At 69.7% G+C, this 23,906-nt stretch carries 18 protein-coding genes; 8 read left to right on the forward strand and 10 right to left on the reverse strand.

From position 1 onward, the window contains the following. Positions 1–27 precede the first annotated feature (27 nt). The gene (locus IEZ09_RS09095) at positions 28–1,026 is read right to left on the reverse strand and encodes a zinc-binding dehydrogenase (protein WP_229812379.1); all 999 of its coding nucleotides are present in this window, start codon (positions 1,024–1,026) and stop codon (positions 28–30) included. A gap of 41 nt (positions 1,027–1,067) precedes the next feature. Continuing rightward, positions 1,068–2,534 (reverse strand): aromatic amino acid ammonia-lyase, encoded by a 1,467-nt coding sequence (locus IEZ09_RS09100; protein ID WP_229812380.1) that lies wholly within the window; start codon positions 2,532–2,534, stop codon positions 1,068–1,070. Positions 2,535–2,563: 29 nt separating this feature from the next. Between IEZ09_RS09100 and IEZ09_RS09105 the strand changes: the two genes are divergently transcribed. Together IEZ09_RS09105 and IEZ09_RS09110 are read left to right on the forward strand one after the other, a co-directional pair. Then, positions 2,564–5,539 carry a DEAD/DEAH box helicase gene (locus IEZ09_RS09105; protein ID WP_189253146.1) on the forward strand — a complete coding sequence of 992 codons (2,976 nt, stop codon included), beginning with the start codon at positions 2,564–2,566 and terminating at the stop codon, positions 5,537–5,539. Then, positions 5,532–6,353: an SWIM zinc finger family protein gene (locus IEZ09_RS09110; protein ID WP_189253147.1), complete on the forward strand. Its 822-nt coding sequence runs from the start codon at positions 5,532–5,534 to the stop codon at positions 6,351–6,353. Before IEZ09_RS09105 ends, IEZ09_RS09110 begins: the two co-directional genes overlap by 8 nt. A gap of 853 nt (positions 6,354–7,206) precedes the next feature. On the opposite strand, the gene IEZ09_RS09115 is transcribed toward IEZ09_RS09110, so the two are convergent. The 4 genes from IEZ09_RS09115 to IEZ09_RS09130 form a co-directional block, all read right to left on the reverse strand. Continuing rightward, positions 7,207–7,479, reverse strand: coding sequence for a GlsB/YeaQ/YmgE family stress response membrane protein (locus IEZ09_RS09115; RefSeq protein ID WP_189253148.1), 273 nt, complete (start codon positions 7,477–7,479; stop codon positions 7,207–7,209). 64 nt (positions 7,480–7,543) lie between these two features. After that, positions 7,544–8,026, reverse strand: coding sequence for a hypothetical protein (locus IEZ09_RS09120; RefSeq protein ID WP_189253149.1), 483 nt, complete (start codon positions 8,024–8,026; stop codon positions 7,544–7,546). A gap of 49 nt (positions 8,027–8,075) precedes the next feature. Beyond that, on the reverse strand, positions 8,076–9,311 hold the full coding sequence (locus tag IEZ09_RS09125; RefSeq protein WP_189253150.1) for a TolB family protein: 1,236 nt from the start codon (positions 9,309–9,311) through the stop codon (positions 8,076–8,078). Between the two features lie 40 nt (positions 9,312–9,351). Then, a complete protein-coding gene (locus IEZ09_RS09130; protein ID WP_189253151.1) occupies positions 9,352–10,389 on the reverse strand; it encodes a DUF2786 domain-containing protein in 1,038 nt (345 codons plus the stop codon). Positions 10,390–10,451: 62 nt separating this feature from the next. Between IEZ09_RS09130 and folP the strand changes: the two genes are divergently transcribed. From folP to IEZ09_RS09145, 3 genes are read left to right on the forward strand one after another with little or no spacing between them, the layout of a single operon-like run. Further along, positions 10,452–11,288 carry a dihydropteroate synthase gene (gene folP, locus IEZ09_RS09135; protein ID WP_229812381.1) on the forward strand — a complete coding sequence of 279 codons (837 nt, stop codon included), beginning with the start codon at positions 10,452–10,454 and terminating at the stop codon, positions 11,286–11,288. A gap of 1 nt (position 11,289) precedes the next feature. Next, positions 11,290–12,228 carry a hypothetical protein gene (locus tag IEZ09_RS09140; RefSeq protein WP_189253152.1) on the forward strand — a complete coding sequence of 313 codons (939 nt, stop codon included), beginning with the start codon at positions 11,290–11,292 and terminating at the stop codon, positions 12,226–12,228. 48 nt (positions 12,229–12,276) lie between these two features. Further along, a complete protein-coding gene (locus tag IEZ09_RS09145; RefSeq protein WP_189253153.1) occupies positions 12,277–12,561 on the forward strand; it encodes a hypothetical protein in 285 nt (94 codons plus the stop codon). On the opposite strand, the gene IEZ09_RS09150 is transcribed toward IEZ09_RS09145, so the two are convergent. After that, on the reverse strand, positions 12,518–13,570 hold the full coding sequence (locus IEZ09_RS09150) for a cytochrome P450 family protein (protein WP_189253154.1): 1,053 nt from the start codon (positions 13,568–13,570) through the stop codon (positions 12,518–12,520). The two genes, IEZ09_RS09145 and IEZ09_RS09150, sit on opposite strands and share 44 nt — an antisense overlap. A gap of 84 nt (positions 13,571–13,654) precedes the next feature. Here IEZ09_RS09150 and IEZ09_RS47685 point away from each other — a divergent pair, with 84 nt between their 5' ends. From IEZ09_RS47685 to IEZ09_RS09165, 3 genes are read left to right on the forward strand one after another with little or no spacing between them, the layout of a single operon-like run. Then, a complete protein-coding gene (locus IEZ09_RS47685) occupies positions 13,655–15,925 on the forward strand; it encodes a LuxR family transcriptional regulator (RefSeq protein WP_301325017.1) in 2,271 nt (756 codons plus the stop codon). A 35-nt stretch (positions 15,926–15,960) separates the two neighbouring features. Then, positions 15,961–17,106, forward strand: a complete 1,146-nt coding sequence (locus IEZ09_RS09160; RefSeq protein WP_189253155.1) for an exonuclease domain-containing protein — start codon at positions 15,961–15,963, stop codon at positions 17,104–17,106. Continuing rightward, positions 17,103–17,624: a hypothetical protein gene (locus tag IEZ09_RS09165; protein ID WP_189253156.1), complete on the forward strand. Its 522-nt coding sequence runs from the start codon at positions 17,103–17,105 to the stop codon at positions 17,622–17,624. The genes IEZ09_RS09160 and IEZ09_RS09165 overlap by 4 nt, the downstream gene beginning before the upstream one ends. Here the strand turns inward: IEZ09_RS09165 and IEZ09_RS09170 are convergent. The 3 genes from IEZ09_RS09170 to IEZ09_RS09180 are packed head-to-tail and all read right to left on the reverse strand — an operon-like array spanning position 17,608 to position 23,865. Beyond that, positions 17,608–21,390, reverse strand: a complete 3,783-nt coding sequence (locus tag IEZ09_RS09170; protein ID WP_189253157.1) for a TIGR02680 family protein — start codon at positions 21,388–21,390, stop codon at positions 17,608–17,610. The two genes, IEZ09_RS09165 and IEZ09_RS09170, sit on opposite strands and share 17 nt — an antisense overlap. Further along, a complete protein-coding gene (locus tag IEZ09_RS09175; RefSeq protein ID WP_189253158.1) occupies positions 21,383–22,468 on the reverse strand; it encodes a TIGR02678 family protein in 1,086 nt (361 codons plus the stop codon). The genes IEZ09_RS09170 and IEZ09_RS09175 overlap by 8 nt, the downstream gene beginning before the upstream one ends. Next, entirely contained in the window at positions 22,465–23,865 is a 1,401-nt protein-coding gene (locus IEZ09_RS09180) for a TIGR02677 family protein (RefSeq protein ID WP_229812382.1), read from the reverse strand. Before IEZ09_RS09180 ends, IEZ09_RS09175 begins: the two co-directional genes overlap by 4 nt. Positions 23,866–23,906: the final 41 nt, after the last annotated feature.

Raw genomic sequence — 23,906 nt, forward strand, 5'->3', positions numbered from 1 at the left:
GTGGAGGTGCCCGAGGGCGTTTTGGCGTCAGATGAGCAGCAGCGACTTGCCGAGCGTGGTGCGTTGCTCGAGTGACGTGTGCGCCTTTTCGGCCTCCGCCAACGGGTACGTCGCGCTGATCACCGGACGGATCCGGCCCTGCGCGGTGAGGGCGAGTGCCTCCGTGAGGTGTTCTCGCACGGTCGCGGGGTCCGGGGCTGTGGCGAGCATGTTGTCAACGTGCACCTGCCGACGGCTCGCCACCGAGGGATCGATGTCGGCGAAGCCGTCCGAGCTGCCGTAGGTGACGAAGCGGCCGCCGCTGGCCACGAGGTCGAACGTCGCCCTGCCGAGAGCTCCTCCCGCGCCGTCGAACGCCACGCCGATGTCGCCGGCCGCGGCCCGGACCTGGTCCTGCCAGCCGTCGAGCGAGTAGTCGACGGTCACCTCCGCGCCCAGCTCGCGGGCCAGGGCGAGTTTGCGTTCGCCGCGAGCGGCGGCGACGACGCGTGCGCCGGCGTCGCGCATCAGTTGCACCAGCAGCGAACCCGCGCCGCCGGCGGCCGCCGCTATCAGGACCCAGTCGCCCTGCTCGACCTTCACCCGGCGGGAGAGGTTCACCGCGGTGGCTCCGTCGTGGAGCATGGCCGCTGCCTCGGCCGAGCCCAGGCCGTCAGGGACCGCGACGATCTCGTCGGCCGCGAAGACGACCTGTTCCGCGTAGCCCTCGGGTCCGCGGCCGATGACGTGACGGCCGAGCCAGGCCGGATCCACGCCCTCGCCGACCGACAGCACGTGTCCTGCGCCGCCACCGCCGGGCACGTACGGAGGATGGCGCGGGAAGAACTCGCCGCCCCAGCCGCTGCGCAACAGCGTGTCGAGGAAGATCACGTCGGCGACGGTCATGCCGACCACCACCTGTCCTGGACCTGCCACCGGCTCAGGAATCTCGTCGACGCGCAGCACCTCGGGTCCACCGAACTCGTGCACGCGGACAGCCTTCATCACGACCACTTCCCCCGTCTCGATCACTTCGGTCGTGTTCACCGTAAAAGCTCGACCAAGGTGGAGATCAAGCCGAGATTTCCTCAGCAGGAAGCGAAGTCGTCCAGAAGACCCGACGCGACCTCGACGTCCGGGCTGAGCTGGCGGTCGGCCATGTCCGGGTTGAGCTTCGCCTCCGCCATCTCGAAGGCGGCCTGCAACGGCGCGGTGTCCGGCCGGACCCCGCGCAACCGCAGCGCGCGCACGGCGGCGACGATCTCGCAGGCCAGCACCAGCCGGAACGCTCCCAGCGACCGCAGGGCCTGGGACGCGGACTGGAAGGCGAAGCTCGAGTTCTCCTCCTGGCCTCGCGACACCACGGCGTTGCCGATGCTCGCGGGCTCGGCGAGGGTGCGGACCTCGGCCAGCGCGGAGTTGGCGCTGTACTCGAGGATCATCACGCCCGAGCTGCCGCGCACGCCCTCGGCGAGGAACGGGCGCAGGCCCGTGAAGTTCGGCTCCACCAGGGTGGCGAGGCGGGCGGTCGACAGGTGGCCGGTGTGCAGCATCGACAACCGCAGGCGGTCGAGCGCCTGACCGAGGTACGCGCTGTGGAAGGCGCCGTGGTGGTACGCGGCGTCGTCCTCAGGGCCGAAGTGGTCGGCGACGATCAGGGGGTTCTCGGCGGCGGCGTTGAACTCGACGTCGAGGACGCGGGCGAGGTCCGTGGCGGCGTCGACGGCAGGGCCGTGGATCTGCGGGAAGCAGCGGTAGCCGAACGGGTCCTGGATGCGGGCGGGTGGACGCGACGGCTCGCCGAGCAGCCTGCGCATCTCGGCCGCCACCGCCACCTGGCCGGGGTGGGGGCGGCCGAGGTGCACGCGTTCGTCGTAGGCCTCGACGGCTCCGTCCACGGCGAGGAACGACAGCGCCGCCACGACGTGAGTGGCCTTGAGCAGCTGGTGGGCGTCCTGCCAGGCGAGGCCAGCCATGCCGATCGTCAGGGCGTTGCTGCTGATCAACGCCAGCGCGTCGCCCGAGTCGAGCTCGATCGGGTCGGGGGTCTGCGTGGAGCCGAGCCAGTAGCGTTCGCCGAGCAGGGTGAGGCCGGTCTCGGCCAGTGCCGTGAGGTCGCCGGTGCCGATGGCGCCGTACTCGTGCACGCCGGGGTAGCAGCTGCTGTTCAGAGCGGCCTGCAGGGCCTCGGCCACGGATCTGCGCACGCCCGCGCCGCCCGCGAGGAGCTGGTTGAGGCGCACGACCATCATGGCGCGCACCTGTTCCTCTGGGAGCATTCCGCCGAGGCCACCCGCGTGGCTGCGCAGCAGGCGGAGGCCGTGCTCTGCCCAGCCCTCGGTGCTGACGATCTGGTCGCGGTTCGCGCCGACGCCGGTGGTCCGGCCGTAGACCTGCCGTCGCACCACCAGGCGCTGGCTGGCGCGCCACGACGCTTCGAGCCGGTCGAGTCCGTCGGCGTGCAGGGCCACGGGGGCGTGGTACCTCGCGACGCGGACCACGTCGTCGGCACCGAGGGACTGACCGTCCAGCACGACAGGGGAGTCATCGACCATGGCCCAATGTGAGCACATAGGGTTCAAAGGTGCTCGTACTGCATGGCCTGTGCACGACCGACGGCGTACTCGCGCTGTGGGCGGAGGACTCCGGGCTGCCCGCTCGCAGTGAGAGCACGCGACGGGACGCGCCGCACCCGTTCGCGGCGACGGCCGAGTCGCTGGCCGCCGCGCTCGGGCAGGAAGCGCTCAAGACGACCACGCGGGCGTTGCTGCTGCCGTCGTTCTCCTCCGGTCCGATGGCGTCGCCGGAGCTGGTGCGCGACCCGTTGGCGGCGGGGCGGGCGCAGCGCGGCAAGGTCGGGTTGCGGCAGTGGAGCGTGCCGACGGTCCGCCTGACGGCCAGGCCGGAGCCCGGCGCCGAGGTGCGGCTGAGCGACTCGGCACGGTTCGTGTTCGACGTGGCGGGGTTCGCCGCCGATCTCGTCGACCGCGGGCGCGTGCTGCCGTCGGTCGCGCCGGACCAGGCCGTCGCTCGGTGGGTGCCGGTGCTGTCGGGCACGGACTCGGCGCGGTTCGCGGCGCTGCAGTCCGCGATGCCGCCCGCCTGCCGGTGCGAGGAGATCGTCAGCGATCCGGCCGAGCTGGTGCGCGCGGCGCTCACGGCCGCCGTCGACGAGCAGGTCAGAAGCCGGCTGAACGGCACGGTCCTCGCGCCGAAAGGTCGTGGCCGCGCGACGACCGCGGAGGCCTGGCTCGCCGCGCTCACCGGGGAGCCGGTGTTCGACGCGGACCCGGTCGAGCTCTACGAGCTGCGCGAACAGCTCGACCGCTGGCGGGACAGCGCGGGCAACGAGAGCCCGGTGCGCACGTGCTTCCGGCTGCGCTCGCCCGAACAGCGCGACGAGGACGAGTGGGCGGTCGAGTTCCTGCTGCAGGCCGTCGACGAACCCAGCGTGCTGGTGCCCGCGCACCAGGTGTGGTTCGCGGACGACAGCGTGCTGCGGCGCTGGATCCCGGCACCGCAGGAGCACCTGCTGGCCGATCTCGGGCGGGCGAGCAGGCTGCACCCCGACCTCGACGAGGCGTTGCGCGGCTCGCACCCGGCCGAGATGGAGGTCGACGCAGAGGGCGCGTACCGGTTCCTGACGGCGGCACCCGTGCTGGCGCAGGCGGGGTTCGGCGTGCTGCTGCCGTCGTGGTGGCAGCAGCGGGTGCGGCTGGGCCTCAAGCTCACGACGAAGAGCCGCGGCACGGCCGGAACCGTCGCCAAGGAGAGTGAGATCGGCCTGAAGTCCATTGTGGACTACAAGTGGGAGCTCGCGCTCGGCGAGGACACGCTCACCGACGCCGAGCTGGCCGAGCTCGCGAGGGCGAAGGTGCCGCTGGTGAAGGTGCGCGGCCAGTGGGTGCAGGTCGACCAGAAGCGCCTCGCCGAGGGACTCGCTTTCCTCAAGCGCGGCGGCGGCCGGATGACCGCGGCCGAAGTCATGCTCCACAGTGGACTGACCGAGGAGGACGAGAGCCTGCCGCTGCCGCTGACCTCCGTCGAGGCCGACGGCTGGCTCGGGGACCTGTTGTCCGGCAAGGCCGACGAGCAGATCGAACCCGTCGAGCCGCCACCGGGCTTCGGTGCGCAGCTGCGCCCGTACCAGCAACGCGGTCTCGCGTGGCTCGCGTTCCTCGACAAGATCGGCCTGGGTGCGTGCCTCGCGGACGACATGGGCCTCGGCAAGACCGTCCAGCTGCTGGCGCTCGAAGCGCTGAACCGCGCTCACGGCAAGAGGCCGCCGACGTTGCTGATCTGCCCGATGTCGGTGGTCGGCAACTGGCAACGCGAGGCGGCCCGGTTCACCCCGGAACTCTCGGTGCACGTGCACCACGGCGCGGACCGCCTGGACGGCGACGCGTTGCGCGAGGCCGTGGAGAGCCACGACCTGGTGCTGACGACCTACGCGCTGGCCGCCCGCGACGCCGACGCGCTCGAAGACCTCACCTGGGACCGCGTGGTGCTCGACGAGGCGCAGAACATCAAGAACAGCGCGACCCGCCAGTCCCAGGCGGTGCGCAGGCTCAAGGCACGCCACCGCGTCGCGCTGACCGGCACTCCCGTGGAGAACCGGCTCGCCGAGCTGTGGTCGATCATGGACTTCGCCAACCCCGGCGTGCTCGGCACGATCAACACGTTCCGCGCCCGCTTCGCCGTCCCGGTCGAACGCCACAACGACCAGGACGCCGCCGCCCGCCTGCGCAAGATCACGAACCCGTTCGTGCTCCGCCGCGTGAAGACCGACCCGCGCATCATCAGCGACCTGCCGGACAAGGTCGAGATGCGCCAGCTGTGCAACCTCACCACCGAACAGGCCTCGCTCTACCAGGCCGTCGTCAACGACATGCTGGAGAAGATCGAGGAGTCCGAGGGCATCGCGCGCAAGGGCCTGGTGCTCGCGACGATGTCGAAGCTCAAACAGGTCTGCAACCACCCGGCGCACTTCCTCGGCGACGGCTCGCGCGTCGCCGGCCGCTCCGGCAAGCTCGCGCGCCTCGAGGAGGTGCTCGAGGAAGTGCTCGCCGAGGGTGACAAGGCGTTGTGCTTCACGCAGTTCACCGAGTTCGGCAGCATGCTCGTGCCGTACCTGGCCGCGCGCTTCGACACCGAGGTGATGTTCCTGCACGGCGGCACGAACAAGGCTGCACGCGACCGCATGGTCGAACGCTTCCAGGACAAGCACGGCCCCTCCCTCTTCCTGTTGTCGCTGAAGGCGGGCGGTACCGGCCTCAACCTCACCGCCGCCAACCACGTGATCCACCTCGACCGCTGGTGGAACCCGGCCGTCGAGGACCAGGCGACCGACCGCGCGTTCCGCATCGGCCAGCGCCGCAACGTGCAGGTGCGCAAGTTCGTCTGCATCGGCACCCTCGAAGAACGCATCGACACCATGATCGAAGAGAAGCGCGCACTGGCCCAGCTCGTCGTCGGCGCCGGCGAGAACTGGCTCACCGAGCTGTCGACAGCCCAGCTGCGCGACCTCCTGACCCTCTCCGGGGAGGCCGTCGGTGAGTGAACACTGGTCCGGACCCCGCTACGGCAAGACCATCAAGGTCGACAACGGCCTCAAGGCCCGCAGCAAGCGCGGCGACATCGGCGCCACCTGGTGGTCACGCCGCTTCATCGACGTGCTGGAGTCGTTCGGCATGGGCGGCCGCCTGACCCGAGGCCGCAACTACGCGCGCCAGGGCCAAGTCCTCTCCCTGTCGTTGTCGACGAGCATGGTCATCGCGTTGGTGCAGGGCTCGCGCCCCACGCCGTACAAGGCGCGCATCGCCATCAAGGCCTTCACGACCCCGGAATGGCAGCGCATCGAACACGCCCTGGCCGGCCAAGCCCTGTACGCGGCCAAACTGCTGGCGGGCGAGATGCCGCCGGACATCGAAACCCTGTTCGCCTCCCTTGGCCTGCAGCTCTTCCCGGCCACGTCCCGCGAGCTGACGATGGACTGCACCTGCCCGGACTGGGAAGTGCCGTGCAAACACCTCGCCGCCACCTGCTACCTGCTGGCCGAGTCGTTCGACAACGACCCGTTCGAGATCTTCGCCTGGCGCGGCCGCAGCCGCGAGGACCTGCTCGAACGCCTCCGCACGTTGCGCGGCGCCACCCGTTCCGCGGTGGTCCGCGACGAGGCGCCGCCGCTGACCAAGTGCCTCGACACGTTCTGGCAGAAGCAGACCGCGACGAGCCTCTCGCTCGGCGACCCCACGGCCGTCGTGCGCGTGGACGCGGTGCTCGACCAGCTCGACGGTGTGCCGATCACCGTGGGCGGGTCGGACCTCGTCGAGCTGCTGCGTCCGGCGTACCTGGCGCTGAAGCCGGGCGACTAGAGCTCGCTGATTCCGGCTCCGTCGAGGCGCGGTGATCAGTCATGGCGGATGGTGGTTGTGGGGACGCAAAGCACCTCGGATCTGTGGGTGGGTTAGGTAGCCGCTGGTGCGCAGCCGTGGGTGGCGTGGTGCGTGGGTGATGTGGCTGCGAGAGGTGTGTCGGCCCGCAGTGCAGCTGGTTGTGGTGGAGCGGGACGCCTGGGATTCGTCGGGGAGCGCCGCGATCCGCACGGGGCGAGGGGTGGAGGACACGGTTGTGCCTCGGCGAGTGGTGAGTCGGCCTGCGGGCAGGGACAGCAGACTGCTCTGTGGGGGGCGTTGCCGTGGCGCGCGGACGGGCCGACGGTGGTGGGTCGCAGGACCCGTTGGGCGCGGGTGCGGTCCGCACGGTGACGTGGCGGAGGGCGGTGCGGCTCGGGTCTGCCAGCTGGGTTGGCCTGCGGTCCGTTGGGGCTGTGCGGTCCGGGCGCGCCGAGGCGGCGGAGGGCACGGCGGCTCGGATCTGTCGGCCTCTTCGGGACGTGGGTTGTGCGTTGGTGAGTGGTGAGTCGTTGTCCGCGGTTCGGCTGGCCGCTCGTGGGTCCGGTGTTGCGCGCAAGCCGAGGCTGGCTACTGGTTGAGTGCGTGCCGATGTCGCAGGGCCGCAGGACCCGTTGGGAGCGCTGCGGTCCGCGCGATGGCGCGGCGGAGGGCAGCGCGGCTCGGGTTTGGCGGCCGGGCGCGGGCCTGGGACCCGTTGGGCGCGGTGCGGTCCTGGCGCGGCTGGGCGGTGGAGGGCACGGCGGCTCGGGTCTGGTGGCCGGGTTGGTGGGTACGGGTGGGTGGGCGGCTTGGCCGCCCGTGCCCGGTGGTGTCAGTGGGGGAGTTTGGGCTTGGCGCGGTTGGCCAGGATGGTCACGCCGGCGCCGGCGAGGCCTACCTGGAGGGCCAGTTCGATCCAGTCGATGCCCGGGGTGTCGGCCACGCCCAGGACCGTGGCTGCCGCGGTGCCCAGCAGGGCGGCGACGATGCCTACCGCGATGGTGGCCAGCAGCGAGACGTGTTGCCTGCCGGGGACCACCAGGCGGCCCAGGCCGCCGATGAGGGCTCCGAAGAGCAGTGCGGTGAACAAGCCGCTGATTTCCACTGTTTACCCCCTGAAGCTCTGGTGCTCAGGGCTCCAGGGTGCGCCGGGCCGGGGGTGCGGCGAATCAGGTCTTTCCCTGAGTGGTCCCTGACATCGACCCCAGCAGGGTGGCCGCCGCGGCGGAGAGTTCGCGGCCGGGGACGTCCGGGTCGCAGCCCACGCGGGCCAGGCGGGCTCGGATGGCCGTGGGGGAGCGTTGCATGTCGTCGGCGATGGACCTGATCAGCGTCTGGGCCGGGGTGTCGGTCGGGGTGAGCCAGGTGGTGCGCAGGGTGGTGTCGAGGGAGTCGGTCCAGGGCTGGTTGGCGTTGGCGTAGCGAGAGGTGCGGCCGCGCAGGCGCGTGTGGGCGCCCAGGACGCGTGACAGGAGCTTGCCGACCGCGGCGCTGCCTTCGACGGGGAGTCGAAGGCAGCCGTCCGCGATCACCTCTCCCGAGTCGAGCGCTCCCTGCAGTTCCAGCGTCAGGGACTCCGCGGAGTCCGTCGTCGCGCTCAGCCGGTAGTGGACCTCGCCGAGCTTGATCTCGTTGCGGTAGGTGGATGTCATGGGGTTGACGTTAGGGAGGGGGTCTGACGGTTTTTGGCGGGGAGCGCCCTCAGATGCGGTGGTGAAGGAGGAGTTCACTCGAAGGGGTGGGGGTCAGGTTCGTCGCCTTCGACGAGAACACCACCGAGCGGCCGTCGGCGCTGATCGTCGGCGCCAGCGAGAAGTTGTTGCCCTGCCTGCCGAAACGCTCGCTCAGGCGCGTCACCGCACCCGTGCGCATGTCCTTCAGGAACACGTCGTCCACGTTGTTCGTGTCGCGCGGCACCAGGTTCGACGCCAGCGACGAGAACACCACGAACCGGCCGTCCGCGCTCACCGACGGCTGGTACGGCTGCGCGTCCGACACCGTCCCGTCAGGACGCGTGTTCACGCGCGTGATCGCCTTGGTGCGCAGGTCTTTCATGAAGATGTCCGGCGTGTCCTCGGTGTCACCGGGCACCAGCGTGTCGCCCCACGCCACGAACAACACCCGCGAGCCATCGGGCGTGATGGCGGGCATCAGCGTGTAGGAGGACGTCTGCACACCATCAGCAGACACGTTGACTCGTTCCACGGCACCGGAAACGACGTCCTTCACGAACATGTCCACGCTGCCGTTCGTGTCGTCCGGCACCAGGTTCGTCGCGGCGGAAGGAAAAACGACGAGGCGTCCGTCGGCGCTCATCGCGAGCCCGTGGTGCACCAGCTTGTCGCCCTGCGCACCCGAAGCCGACGTGCTGATCCGCCTCACGACACCCGACGCCCGGTCGGCCAGGAACACGTCCGCCACACCGTTGGTGTCGCCCTCCACCAACGTCGACGCCTCGGATCGGAACGCCACATAACGCCCATCGGCACTGATGGCCGGGCTGCCGAACGCAGGACCGTTGCCACCACTGACGCGCTCGACCCGCCCGGTGCGCATGTCGGTCACGAACACGTCGTCCACGCCGTTGGTGTCACCGGCGACCAGGTTCGACGCGGACGACGCGAACGACACGAACCGCCCGTCCGCACTCAGCGCGGGCGGATCGAACGAAGGCCCGTCGCTACCACGCGACGCCGACCGCACGACGCCGGTGCGCAGATCCTTCACGAAGATGTCGGACACGCCGTTGCGGTCCCCGTGCACGAGGTTCGACGCGAGAGAGGGGAACGCGACATAGCGCCCATCGGCGCTGATGACCGGCGTAGTGGAATCACCGTTGCCCCGTGTCAACGGTCTGAGCAGCGAGAACGAAGCGGACGCGGAGGACGCGCAGACCACCGCGAGCACCGCGGCGACAGCAAGAGACTTCCCGAACAAAGACGTGCACCACCCTAGGTCGCGGGGCGGCGGCGCCAGCTTAGCCGGAAGTCACGGAACTACGGCCGATACCGATGTCGGCGACGTCCGCAGCCGCACGACCCGCACCCCACCCGGCCGCCGACCGCACCGTCACGCTCGAGGTCCTCGTCCGGGTGAACATCTCGTTGAACAACGTGTCCACGGCCTGCTTCCGGCTGGCCAGCACCGGCAGCAGCCGCTCGTCGGACACGGCGGGCGCCTCCCGCAGCCGCTCGCCGATCCGCATTGCGTAGGCCGTCAGGAACGCCTTCCGGAACGGTCGCGAGCGCGCCTCGCTGCCCTTCCTCGCCTGGCCGCCGACCGCCACCATCGCCCGCGTCGCCTGCACCAGCAGCGACGTCGACAGCAGCTCCACGCTCTCCAGGTCCACCTCGTCACCCACCAGCGTGACGAACCCGAAGCTGTCATACGCCACGGCACGCGACCGGAACGCCGTCGACACCACGTGCACGAGCCGCGACTTCTCCTTGAAGTAGCTCTTGTCCAGCCACATCCGCCGCGACGTCGCGAGCGGCGGCAGGTCCGCGTCGAGCATCGCCCGTTCCAGGGCGTGCCGGTTCATCAGCTCCTGCGCCTTCGCCGAGAGCGCCTCCGCCTCCTCGGGGAACGACGTCGACTCGGCCTTCGCGAGCAGCGCGCGCACCCGGTTGAGCACCTTCGGGTCCACGCCCGCGCGCACGGCCGACATCAACGCGTCACCGGGCAACGGCAGGATGCGCGGCAACTGAGGCAACCGCCGGAGGAACCACACCAGCCTCGCGGCGATGCGAGAAGCGAACTCCTCGGTCTCGATGTGACGCTTGGCCCACGCCTCCAGCAGCGGGCCCTCCCACCACACCGAGGCACCGATCTCGTCCAGCTGACGCTGCCACCGCGGATGCACCGTCGACGGGGCATGCGGCGAACAGGACAAAGCGATCGCGTCCACCGCGAGAGAGGTGTGCGTCTCGTAGAGCGAACGTGACACCACCTCGCGCACGTCGTACGGCAGCCAGCCGCGCTGCCAGAGCTCGTCGATCGCCTGAACCAGTTCCACGCGGTGCAGTATGAGACGTCCGCCATGTGCCAAGGCCGGGGACCACCTGGTAGACACGGGATGTGATCGAGCTCCAGTTCCGCGGCCGGACCGTCGTCCGCGACCGCGCGCTGGTGATGGCGATCATCAACCGCACCCCGGACTCCTTCTACGACAAGGGCGCCACCTACGCCGAGGACGTCGCCATGGAGGCCGTGCACCGCGTCGTCGAGGAAGGCGCGGACATCGTCGACATCGGCGGTGTGAAGGCGGGCCCCGGCGACCTCGTGGACTCCGACGAGGAAGTGCGCCGCGTCGTGCCGTTCATCGCCCGTGTGCGCGACGCCTACCCCGACCTCGTCATCAGCAGCGACACGTGGCGCGCGGACGTCGGCAGGCTGGCCTGCGAGGCCGGTGCGGACCTGCTCAACGACACGTGGGCGGGCGCTGACCCGAGGCTGGCCGAGGTCGCCGCGGAGTACGGCGCCGGATACGTCTGCTCGCACACGGGCGGCGTGAAACCCCGGACGCGCCCGCACAGGGTGAGCTATCCGGACGTGGTGGCGGACGTCATCGCGGAGACGACCGCGCACGCCGAAAGCGTGGTCGCGCTCGGTGTGCCGCGCAAGAGCGTCCTGATCGACCCCACACACGACTTCGGCAAGAACACCTGGCACAGCCTCGCGCTGGTGCGGCACACGGACGAGCTGGTGGCGACCGGGTGGCCGGTGCTGATGGCGTTGTCCAACAAGGACTTCGTCGGGGAGACCCTCGGCGTAGAACTGCACGAGCGCGTCGAGGGCACCCTCGTCGCGACGGCGATCGCGGCGGTGGCGGGCGCCGCGGTGTTCCGCGCGCACGAGGTGGCGCGCACCAGACGAGTACTCGAGTCCGTCGCTCGACTTGAGCTGGAGGTATGAGGTGGACGACGTCTTCGCCCGGTTTTCGGAGAACCGGTGGGACGACTTCCTCGACGAACTCGACAAGATCCGCGTGAGCGTGGTCGACCCCGCGGAACGGCAGCAGGTGAAGGTGGCCGCACGGCGTGACGCGCGTGAGGCGGCCTCTCAGCCGTTGCTCGTGCGGATGGCCATCGCGGACCACTACCTGAACCTGCTCGCCATCGGCGTGTGGGCTGGCGACGAGAGCTGGCGCGCGGACTTGCGCGACCTGGTGGCCACGCTTGTGCCCGAAGGCGACGAGTCACGGGACGACGCCCTGTTGAGCTCCGTCATCGCCGTGGTGCTCGCACAGCTGCTGCAGGACGCACGGCTGCGCGGTGGTTCCGAGGCCGATGTCCTCGCACGGGCGGCGTGGGAGAAGGCGCAGGAGTGGGCGGCCTACGCGGAGGACCGTTACGTTGAACGCCTCCTGCACCACTCCACGGAGGCCGGTGCGCGTGTGGTGACGGCCTCCGAGGTCCAGGAGGTCGTGGAACTGGCCACGGCCGCCGCGGACGACCAGCACGCCGAGACGCTGGCCGCGCTGGAGGCCGAAGGGCTCAACGCGGAGGTGATGAACGGCGTCTGGGTGGTGGACGGAGACTTCCGCAATCCCGTCCGTGCGGCCGCACGCGCGATCACCCTCACGGGCTATGGCTGCGTCCTCGCGCGCAACGAACGCCAGTCCGCCGTGATGCTGTGGCACGGGAACACGCTCGCGATGGCCGATTCGAAGGTGCCGCGCTGGCGCGTCTACCCGATCCTCGCGCCCGTTACTCCGCAATCGAAATTTTCCGGCGGGGAAGGACTGCCGGCCACCCGCGACACCCACCCGTTGGCACCCGCTCCAGAAGTCGTGCGCCGGTTGGCCGACGCCGTTGGTGTCAACCTGTCTCATCTGCTGGCGGCATTGCGGTGAAAGGGTGATCTTTGACTTTCCGCAACCTCCACTCGTTATCTTGGTGGCATGCCCAGATTTGCCGAGTTCGATGTGGAAGGCCTGCGGAAATCCAGCGCCGTAGCAGACTTTCCCTGGTCAGAGACGTGGGTCACGTTGATCCGCGTCGATGCCAAGGGAGTTGTCCGGCAAGCGAAGTCGTTGAGCGAGAAAGTTTCTTTGTTGACCGTTGCGTCAGACAAGGATCTCGTCATCGCCTCCTGCCCGGAGATTTACGCGGTCGACGACCTGTCGGCCGCCAGAGCAGCCATCAGGGCTTCGGCCGCACGCGAAATGACGCCAAGCCTCGGATGAATGACTCCCGCCACTCGGGCTCAGCGGCGAGCGCGAGTTCCGGGAAACGCCGCAGGAGCGTTCCGAACGCGATCTCGCCTTCGACGCGAGCCAGCCGCGCTCCCACGCAGTAGTGGATCCCGTGTCCGAACGCGACGTGCGGGTCTCGACCCAGCTGCAACACGTCCGGATCGGAGTACCGGGACGGATCCCGGTTCGCCGCGCCAAGTGAGACGGTGACCTGCGAAGATCGCGGAATCGTGACCCCTCCGATCTCCACGTCGGCGGTGGCGATCCGAGACACCCCCAGCGCCAGCGGACCGTCGAGGCGCAGGAACTCGTCGACGGCGTCCGGGAGCAGGATCGGGTCGTCGATCAGCCTCTGCTTCACGGCCGGATCGCGCAGCAGCGCGAGCAGACCGTTGCCGATCAGCTGCACCGTCGTCTCGTGCCCCGCTGTGATGAGCAACACGAGGGTCTGCACGAGGTTCGGTTCGTCGCGGAGGTCGGTGATGACGTCGTCACCGGGCTCCTTGGTCTCCAGGAGGTTCTGCACGTACAGCGCGAACCTGCCGTAGGCCTCGACCATGGTCTCCGGTGCCATCAGCTCGGAGGTGAGCGTGCGCACCTCGTTCCTGTCCCTTTCGGGCACGCCCAGCAGTTCACAGATGACCGTGATGGGCAGCGGGTAGGCGAACGTGTCGATCACGTCGACCTCGTCCTCGGTCTCCCACGCGTCGAGCAGGTCGTTGGTGATCCGCTCGATGCGCGGCCGCAACGCCTCCATGCGCCGTGTGGAGAACGCGCGCGCGACGGGCTTGCGCAGCTGCGTGTGCTCCGGCGGGTCGGTGTGGTTGAGCATGCCGCCGGGGATGACGGCGCTGCTGAGGCCGGGGTGGCCGAGCGCCTGCACGACGTCGTCGTAGCGGCTGATCACCCACGCCCGCCGGCCGTCCGGGGTGTCGATCAGCGCGGGCCCCTGCTCGCGCCACTGGTCGAAGTACGGTGTCGGATCCGTGAAGAAGCTCATGGCTTCACTGTGGCGTTCGCGCTGGTCGTAGGCCTGAGTACGTGATCACCCATCTTTCTCGCGGGGATCACCTAGCCTGACGGCATGGGGTGGCCGTTCGTGGGGAGGGACGCCGAGCTCGCCGAGGTCCGGCGTGCGCTGCGGGGCAACGGGCTGATCGTGGCCGGGCCGGCGGGTGTGGGCAAGACACGGCTTCTGGACGAGGTGGCGTGTGACTTCCGGCTGCGTGCGACGTCCGCGACCTCGGGGATTCCCCTCGGCGTGATGGCGCCTTTCCTGCCGTCGATCGATCCCTCGCCGTTGGCGATGCTGACCGCCGTACGGACCGTGTTGGCCGGTCGCGTCGTTGTGGTCGACGACGTGCATCTGCTCGATGACGCGTCAGCCGGCCTGTTGCACATGCTCGTGCAGCACCGCGAGTCCGTGGTGGTGGCGACGTTGCGTTCGGGCGAGCGCGCGCCGGACCCCGTGGTGGCGCTGTGGAAGGACGAACTGCTGCCGCGCATCGAGCTCGAACCGCTCGGGCGTGCCGCGGTGGTCGAGGTGCTGGAGACCGTGCTCGGTGGCCCGGTGGACAGCACCACGGCCGATCGGCTGTGGACCGCCTCGGCGGGCAACATGTTGCTGCTGCGCGAGATGCACTTCGCCGCGCAGTGGACGTCGCACGGCGGTGTCTGGTCGTTGGACGGGCCGTTGCCGTTGTCGCCGCGGCTGGTCGAGCTCATCGAGGCGCACCTCGCCGCCGTGCCCGACGAGGAACGCCGGGTGCTGGAGCTGCTCGCGTTCGGTGAGCCGCTGGACCTGGCCGCCTCCGAGGCCTTGGACGGGCTCGTCACCGTGTCCTCCGACGGCCTGAGGCTCGCGCATCCGCTGTACGGCGAGGTTTTGCGCGCGCAATGCCCACCTCTGCGCAAGCGCAACCATCAGCGTTATCTGGCCTCGGTGCTGGACGATCCGTTGCGGGTAGCCGTGTTGCGGCTGGACAGCGGCACGGCCGATGACCCGGCGGAGTTGCTGACGGCAGGACGCCTGGCCACCGCGACGGGTGGTGTTGCTCTGGCAGAACGACTCGCACGCGCCGCATGGGCCGTTGGCGGCGGCGTGGAGGCCGGCCGGCTGCTGGCCGAGGTGCTGATCTTCACCGATCGTCCCGAGGAGGCCGAAGAGATCTTCGCGATGGTCGCCACCGACGACGACCCGCCCGCGCTGCGCATGATGCGTGCCCTGAACCTCGGCTGGGCCCTCGGGCGCAGCGAGGAAGCGGCGGCGATGATCGAGGACGACGTCTCCCGGTCCGTACTGCTGTTCGACGCGGGCAAGTACGACGAGGTGCGCGCGCTCCTGTCCTACGACGTGCCGGAGCAGGCCGCGATCCTCGCGATGGTCGACGCCGTGCAGGGCCGCTACGTGGGGCCGTTCCCGGTCGTCCCGCCAGATCCCACCGTCGGGCTGGGGTTCGAGACGACGGTGTTCGCCGAGGTGTTCACGTACTCCATGCACGGCGATTTGACCGCTGCGGAACGTCTTGCCGTGCAAGCGCATCGGGAGAAGACCGAGTGGGACTCCATGCGGGCCACCTGGGCCGTGTCGCTGGCCGGGCTGGCACAGGCTGGTGGGCGTCTTCTGGAGGCACGGCGGTTGCTGCGAGAGGCGCGTCCCGTGCAGCCGTTCGTGAAGTTGTGCGTACTTGCGCAAGTGGAGGCGTTGCTGGGCAACGACGCGCGCTCCGTGCTGGCCGAGGCGGAGAAGCTCGTGCCGAAAGGCCAGCGTCCGAGCCGGTTCGGGTTGTGGCTCGCGCGGATCTGGGCGGGCGGCACGTCACCGTTCGAGGCCGCCGAAGACGCTCGTGCGCACGGCGAGTTCGCTGCCGAGGCGTGGCTGTTGCACGAGGCGGTGCGGCTCGGGCACGCGGCTGCCGCTCTGGAACGGTTGGGGGAGCTGGCTTCGTCGACCACGGGTCTGCTCGTGCCGACGTACTACGCCCATGCGGATGCGTTGGTGCGCCACGATTCCGATGCGCTGATGGAAGTCGCCTCGCGGTTCGAGGAGGCAGGCTACCTGCTGCTGGCGGCGGAAGCAGCCGCGGAGTCGGGCAACCGCGCTTTGTTCGGACGGTTGATGGCTCACTGCGAGGGCGCGCGCACGCCTGCGTTGGCTCTCATGACCGCAACGCCGCTCACGCGTCGTGAACGGGAAATCGCCGTGCTGGCCGCACGTGGCCTCACGAACAAGGAGATCGCGTCGTCGTTGGTGATCTCCGTACGCACTGTGGACAACCACCTGTCGAACGCCTACGCGAAGCTCGGCATCACGACCCGCGGCGAACTCGCGTTAGTCCTATCGGATGACATCTGATAACGGAATGCACGGGTCCGAACGACAGCCCCGGCATGAGCAACGGGTACGCCGTCGTCGACGTGGAAACCACCGGGCTCTCACCCGGCCACCACCGGGTGATCGAGGTCGCCGTCGTGCACGTCGACTCGTCGGGGCGCCGGACCGACGAGTGGTGCACGCTGGTCAACCCGCGCCGCGACCTGGGCGCGCAGCACGTGCACGGCATCAGCACCGCGGAGGCCCGTCGCGCTCCCGACTTCGCGGGCATCGCGGGTGAGCTCGCCGCGCGGCTCACCGGCCGGGTGCTCGTCGCGCACAACCTGTCGTTCGACCTGCGGTTCCTGCACGCCGAGTTCGCCAGGCTGGGGCACGAGTTCTCGGCTTCGGGGCTGTGCACGATGGAGCTGTCCGGCCGGTACCTCGGCGCTTCGTCACGTTCGCTCGCCGCGTGTTGTACGGCGGCCGGCGTGCCGATGGGTACCGCGCACTCGGCGTTGCACGATGCGCGCGCGGCCGCCGGTCTGCTCGTGCGTTGCCTTGACCGCGTTGGCGGTGTTCCGCCCGTGCGGCTTGATCTGCCTCGGACGAGTGCGTTCGCGGTGCAACGCAGTAGTGGTCACGCGGCCGAGCAGCACTTCCTGGCGAAGCTCGTCCGGCTGCTGCCCCGCGTGGAGACGCCGCGGGGTGACGAGTACCTCGCCGTGCTGGACCGGGCGTTGGTCGATCGGCATCTCTCGGCGGAGGAGCAGGAGGAGCTGCTCGACGTGGCCTGCGCGCTCGACCTGGGGTTGCCGGAGGTGATGGGGCTGCACCGCGACTACGTCGCCGCGCTGGCCGAGGCCGCGCGGGAGGACGGCGTGGTGACGGCCGACGAGGAGGCCGATCTGCGGCTGGTCGCGTCGTTGCTCGGCGTGGATCCGGGCGAGGCGGTGCCGCGGCGCACGGTCCGGCTTTCGCTGGGAGATCTCGTCGTCTTCACCGGTGAGATGCGCGAGCCGCGTGAGGTGTGGGAGAGCAGGGCGTTGTCCGCCGGTCTGGCGGTGAAGGGCGGCGTCACCAAGAAGACCGCGCTGGTGATCGCGGCGGATCCGAATTCCCTGTCGGGAAAGGCGGACAAGGCGCGCAGCTACGGCATTCCGATCGTGTCGGAGGACCTGTTCGCGGGACTGCTGGGCGAGCTCACGGGAGAGCGCGCGTGAACGACGTGGCACGGGTGGCCGGACTGCTCCGCGAGCGCAACCGCATCGACGCCGCGCTGTCGGCGTGCATCCGACGCCCCGCCCTCCCAGGGCACCTCGGCGACTGGATCGCGTCCCAGGTCTTCGGGATCGAGCTGGAGCAGCAGACCACGGCCAGGGGCGTCGACGGCAGGTTCGCGGACGGCCGGACGGTGAACATCAGGTGGTACGCGAAGCGGGACAACCTGCTCGACCTGCGCGAGGACGGGCCGGACAGCTACCTCGTGCTGACCGGGCCGAAGGCGCCCGCGGAGAGTTCGGTCGGCGCGGTGCGGCCGTTGGTCATCGACGCCGTGTACCTGTTCGACGCGGCGGCTGTGGTGGCGGACCTCAGGGCGCGTGGCTGCAAGATCGGTGTCGCCTCAAGCGTGCGCGCGCACGTGTGGGAGGCCGCGGAGGTGTATCCGCGGCACAACCCGGAGTTCGTGCTCACGCTGGAGCAGCGGGAACTGCTGGCGTTGTTCAGTCATCAGCCTTGAGGCTGTGGCCGTCCCACGTGAAGCGGACCGTCGTCACGGCGTCGTCGCCGTCGGTGCCCGTGGTCAGCTGGTGGATCGCGATACCGGTCAGCTCCCGGTAGTCGCACCACTCGTGGTCCGACGTGAGCACGAGGTCGAGGTCGAACGCCACCAGTAGTTCCAGCAGCTGGCCGCGGTTGGTCGCGTCGACGCCGACGAACACCTCGTCCAGCAGGATCAGGCGGGGTGAAGTCGGCGTCGCGTGGTAGTGCGCGGCCGCTGCGGCGAACAACGGCAGGTGCAGCACGATGGCCTTCTCACCGCCGGACAACGCGCCGTGGACTCGTTTGGTGACAGGCACCCAGCCATCGCCGCGGTCCACCTTCACGACGAACTGGTGCCACGTCGTGTAGTCGAGCACCTGAGCGAGTTGTTGTTCCCAGCCCGTGGCGGTGTCGTGTGCGCGTGCCTCTTCGACGCGCTCGCGGAAGAACTGGTGCAGCACGGCGCGTTCGGACGCGTCGAGGTCCGAGCGCAACAGCAGGTCGCGAGCTTCTCGGGTGCCGGGCGGGAGTTGCGGGTCCACCTGCCAGACGAGCTGCACGCGGATGCCGGACGCGGTTTGGACGCGTTCCAGGCGTTGGTTCATCGTGTCGACGAGTTCGGAGGCGCCCTGGATGCGTTTGGCGATGTGCCTTCGGGTGTCGCCGGTGAGGGTCTGGTCGAAGCGGTCGCGTTCGGCGTCGGTGATGTGGGTGCGCATGCGGTCGCGTTCGGCTCGCAACGCTTGAAGCAGCGCGTGCGCGCCCATGCGCGCGTCGTCGAGAGTCGCGGTCAGGACCGTGACGTCGTCGTCGGGGTCCAGCGACAGGTCGATGCGGCCCGCCAGTTGTTGTTGGGCGTCGTGCCCGGCAAGGCTGAGGCGTGACTCGGCGTCGCGGATCAGCCGTGCGTCCACGGCGCCCTCGGGCACGTCGCCGGCGTCGGCGGGCAGGTGGCCGCTGGTGAGGTGGCGGTAGCGGGCTTCGGCCGCGTCACGGACAGCAGCGGCTTCCGCGGCACGTGAGGCGTCGACCTTGCGCTTCTCCTCCAGCGTGCCGAGGGTGCGCGCCAGAGCGGTTTGCTTGTCCTGCAACGTTTCGCGCTGCTCGGCCAGTTCGAGGGCCTTGGTGCGCAACGTGATGAGCTGCTGGTCGAGGGCGTGGAACTCGGAGCCCGCGGAGCGTTCGACGGTTTCCAGGGTGATGGCGAGGTCGGCGGCCTCCTGCTGGCGGGCGGCGGCGGCTTCCTCGGCCTCGTCGGCCAGGGCGCTGCTCGCCGACGAACGGTTCATCGCTTCGGCCGCAAGGGCTTCCGCGCCGAGGGCGTCGTGACGGTCGTCCAGCCAGCGGTGGCCCGCGGTGCGGAACGCGGCGACGGCGTCCAGGTTCACGGAGACGTCGCCGTTGATCATGCGCTGTGTCTGGGCGACGAGTGCGTCGGCTTCGGACACCTGGCGCGTCGCGGCGGCGACGGCGTCCTTCCTCGCCGCGCACCGCAACTGGGCCTTGGTGCGGTGTTCCTCGGCGATCTCCACCGGGTCGGTCGACGGTTGCCTGGCGAGCTCGCCGGCCAGGGTCGCGCGGCGGACCGCGATCTGCGACAGCGCGGCGTCCACGTCCGCCAGTTCCGTGGCGAGCTGCTCGATCAGGCCGGTCAGCTCGGCGATCCGGCCCGCACGCGCGCGTTGGCGGGAATCGGCGCCGATGTAGGTGGGGGAGGGCTTGCTCCAACTGCCGTGAACGTTGGCCAGGCGCCATGTTCCGTCAGCGCCGATGGCCGCCGTGTGCCCCGTGGCGGTTTCACCGAAGGCGATGCCTTCCAAGAACCGATGGGCGCGGTCGTCGTCGGTGACCAGCACTTCGAGCAACGTGGTGCCGGGAGCCGGGGCGGCCAGCAGTGGTTCGGCGAAGCGGTCCTGGTCGGAGAGGCCGAACGAGTTGCCCGGCGTGAGCCACGCGTCCAGCAACCCCGAGGCCTCCAGGGCGGCTTCGACAGCGGCGCACACGTCAGGTGGGGTGCCGGGACGGAAGTTCACCAGACGCCACAGAGGAGCGCCCACGGCAGAAGAGCGGTATTCGGCGTTGCGCGTGTACGGCGCGGGTGGCGGGACGTCGACCTGATTGGCGAGCTTCTCGCGGATGGCGTTGTACTGCGCGAGTTGGCCGTTCAACGCCGCACGCGTCTCGCTCAGACGTGACTCGATGGCGCTGAAGTCCTCGCGAGCCAGTGCAGCGGCCTCGATGACCTCGCCGTGCTCGGAAACGCGCAGCTCAGTGCAGCCGTGTGCCCACGTCTCGAAGTCGGCGCCGAACTTCGCAAACGCTTGCTCGAACGCCTGCTGCGCCACCACCTCCGCGTCCGTGGCCAGTTCGAGTTCTTCACGCGTCTCGTCGAGCCGTTGGCGTGCGGCGTCCCGTGCGTCGACAGCCCTCTCGTGGACGGCGATGGCGCGCATGACGGCATTGATTTCGGCGGTGCGGGCATCCGCGGCGTCGCTGAGCAGCTGACGGCCCGCACGCGCGTCGGTGCCCGCGTCGATCTCCTCGAACACCGACAGCATGCCCGCGCGCTCGGCGGCTTCGCGGGCTTCCACGCTCGAACGCCGCACGTCTTCCGCGCGTGCGGCCGCGTCGGCCTTGGCCTGCGCCGCTCGTTCCTCGTCCGTCACGGCCAGCGCACGCAGTTTCGCGGCGTGCGCGGCAGCCTCACCGGCGCGGTGCACGGCGGCGGAATGCTGTTGCCGCAACAGGTCGAGCTGCTTGCCCTCCTGATAGGCGGGCAGGTCGGAGATCCCGGCGATCTCCGCGTCGACCGCGCTCGCCTCGCGCCCCAGCACCGCCAGCTGCTCGAAGGCCTCGTCGGCCAGGGCGACCTGGCGCTGGTACCGCCGTTCGCTCATCCGTGCGGCGCGCGTCAGGTCTTCGAGCTGCTCAGACGAAGACGACAACGCGTGTGCTGCGGCACCCAGCACGCGTTGCGCATAGGTGCGTTGGACGTCGGCGAGACGCTCGGCGGTGGCGATCTCCTCGTCGAGCCTGCGCAGCTCCTCGCGCTGCCGGTCGAGCCGTTCGAAGCCCTCGGCGATCTCGGTGAGATCCGACTGGTCCAGCGGCGGAAGCGCCTTGGACAGCAACGACGACAGCACGCTCGGGTCGAGCCGCTCGGACAGCTTCGGCGTCCGCAGCTGCAGCAGCGCGGTGATCAACGAGTCGTACCGCTGCTCGCTCACGCCGGGGAACAACGTCGTGCGCACCGTGTGCCGGTAGTCGGCCGGAGAGGCGTGCACAACGCCGTGCTCACCAATCGCCGCAATGAGATCCGTCTTGGTCAACGGCCGTCCGGCCTCGTTGACCAGCGCGAGGTCCCCGACGCGTTGGCTGGTGGTGAAGTACGTGGCGTTGACGTTGGACGTGTTCGTCGTCGCCTGCAGCCGCGCACCGCACGTGAACCACTCTTCGCCGTGCTGGAACTCCAGCCACACGTAGCCGACGCGGGTGCTGCCCTGGTTGCCCTCGCCCATGAGGTTCCAGTGCATGGTGCGGTCCGCGCTGCCGAACGTCGACAGGCGGTGCGGGCGCAGGTTCGCGTCGAAGAGGTACGGCAGCAGCAGCTCGAGCGCCTTGGACTTGCCCGTGCCGTTGGGCCCTCTGAGCAGCAGTCTTCCCTGGTGGAACGTGAAGATCTCGTCGTAGTAGCGCCAGACGTTGATGATCCCGGCGCGGCTGGGGTGCCACCGGTCAGTCATGCTGCTCCTCCACCGCGTACCTGGCCGCCGCGGGCAGCCGTCGAACGGTGCCGTTCTCCTCACGCGCGAGCCCGAACGCCTCCAGCAGCGCGAGGCCGTCCGCCGCCAGCCTGCCCGCCCCGCCGTCCGACTGGTAGGCCTTGGCCCAGTTGCGGAACTTCGTCAGCAATTCGCGTGCTTCCTCGACGAGGTCCTCTGTGGTCGCAGGACCACGTGCCAACCGGTCGAGCAACAACAACGCGGCGACCTTCGCGTGGCTGTCGTCGTCGGGAAACCTCGTGTCCGTGGCGATAGCGTCGGCATCGACCACGAGAAACCCCTCGGCGCGTTCCTCCAACGTGCACCCGGCGAGCCCGATGCCCGTCTGAACGACCTTGCGCCCGGTGGGGGACGTCAGGAAGGCGAGCTGGCCCGCGGTCAGTTCGTCCCGGTACACGACGGGGTCGTCCATGAGCCGGCGCATCGTGGAGTGCCGTTGCCACAAGCTCCGGTGCGCGGCCTCGTACCGGGTCTCGCGAGTGAGGTCCTCGATGCTGTCCACAGTGGACGGCGAAACCGGCGCGGCCAGCAGCCGCGTGATGATCACCGGATCGCTGCGCAGGTGCGTCCCGTCGTTCTCGACGGCGCCGCGTTCTTCGAGGAAGTCCAGCACGTCGGCGAACGCGGACCGGTCGGCGCGCCTGTCCGGGTCGAACGGCGGCAGGTCTTCCAGCGCAACGGTTTGTTCGATCCGGTCGGCCAGCGCGTCGGCGGTGATCGTCGTCGTGCTGAGCAACTCCGCACACGTGAGGCACAGCAACGTGTAGCGCCTGCGGTCGAAGCCTCGGGCAGGACGCGTCCGGTCGGGCCGCTGCGTGGTCTTGAACAGGCGCGCATACCCGGCACGCGGCTCCACGAGCACACGCCAGCCGCAGTAGTAGTCGAACCACTTCACGATCGGTTCGCGGCGCCTTCTGACGAGGTCGAACCCGTCCGGATCGTGCACGGCGGCGAGCAACGGCCGTGCGAGCAACAGCCGCACACCGCGCGCCACCTCCTCGCTCTCCAGCCGGGCGAGCTGATTCCCCGTCCTGCTCATCGGCTTTGCACGTCGATCACGTAGTCGGGCCCGCTCAAGGTGCCCTTCTGGGTGGTGATGGTCGCCCAGCCGCGAGCGTTGCGGAGATTGATCTGCATCCGCCCGTCCGTCGTCCCGGCAGTGCGCGTGCCGGTGCTGTCCGGATCGCTGCCGAGCGCCCGCCCGACCAGGTCGATGAGCCGGTGGAAGGTGTCGTGGTCGAGGTTGGTGAGCGTGGAGATCCTGATGGGCCCGTCGGTCTGGATCTGCCGCCACGCGTGCTCGAGCTCTTCGCGTTCCTTTTCCGCTTGCCGGCGGCGGTTGCGGCGCACCTCGTCGACGTTGCGGATCTTGCCGGTGCTGCCGATGTGCTCCTGCTTGCCGGTGGCCCGCAGCTGCGGCGACAACTGCACAGGAGGCGTGTTGTGCCACGGCTCGGCGCTCGGAATCAGCTCCCCGTCGGCGTGCGCGAGGTGGGCGTGCCGCGCGGAGAAGAGCCCGAACGCGGCGTTGAACAGCTCGTGCGCCTCGTCCTCGGTGTTCGTCCGGGCGAACCACCTGGCCAGCGCCCTGAAGTCGGCGGCCGTGTTCGTCGGACGCTTCCGCTGCTCGCTGATCCGGTCGAGCACCCTCAGCAGCCCGACGATCGCCTTCCGCGCGACGTCCTGCAGCTCGTCGGCCTTCGAAGGCGTGTCGTGGAACCAGGCCTTGAGGCTGTCCCAGGCTTCCGTCCGGGCTTGGAGCCAGTTCTCGTCGTCGTACAGGTCGGCGCCGTTTCGCGCGTCTTCGTGCAGTTTGACGGGATCGATGCCGTCGATCTTCTCGCGGATCTGCTGCTTGCGCGCGTCCAGGTCGGCGATGAAGCCGCGCAGGTAGGTGATCGTCGTGCGCTTGACGTCCTGGAACGTGGCGAGGTCGTGCTCGTCCCTGAGGAGCCGCTGCAGCTCGCCGTTGAACCTGGTGGTGTTCGTCTGCAGCGCCTTGACGTGGGCTTCCAGCTCCTGCAGCGCCGTGAACGTGCGGCGGTCGTCCTGCGGCTTGCTCAGCTCGTCGAGCCGGTCCGCGATCGCGTCGAGCACCGCGGTCTGCAGCGAGCCGCTGCTGGTCAGGGTCTCGAGCGCGTGCTGAACGCCGGCGTACGCCGCCTCACCGTGTTTCGTCAGCCCGTACCGGTGCTGGGTGCTGTCGATCAGGCCCCACTGACGCAGAGCAGCGAGCGACGTGGCCAGGTCGTCGTCCGTCACCTGCTCGGCCCAGCCGGCGTCCCTGAGCCGCAGCTGCACGTCGTCGAGCGTCAGCGACGTCTCCAAGCGCTCGTTCGCCAGGCCGAACGCCCGCAGCACAGCGGTGTGCAGCTCAGCGCGCTCGGCCGTGGTGAAGCGGAACAGGTCCGCGGGCACCCGTGGAGACGTGGTCACGTGGCTCACCGTACTTCCTTCGGGTGACGCGGTGAGCGGCC

The organism is Lentzea flava, assembly GCF_014648475.1.
Taxonomy (GTDB): domain Bacteria; phylum Actinomycetota; class Actinomycetes; order Mycobacteriales; family Pseudonocardiaceae; genus Lentzea; species Lentzea flava.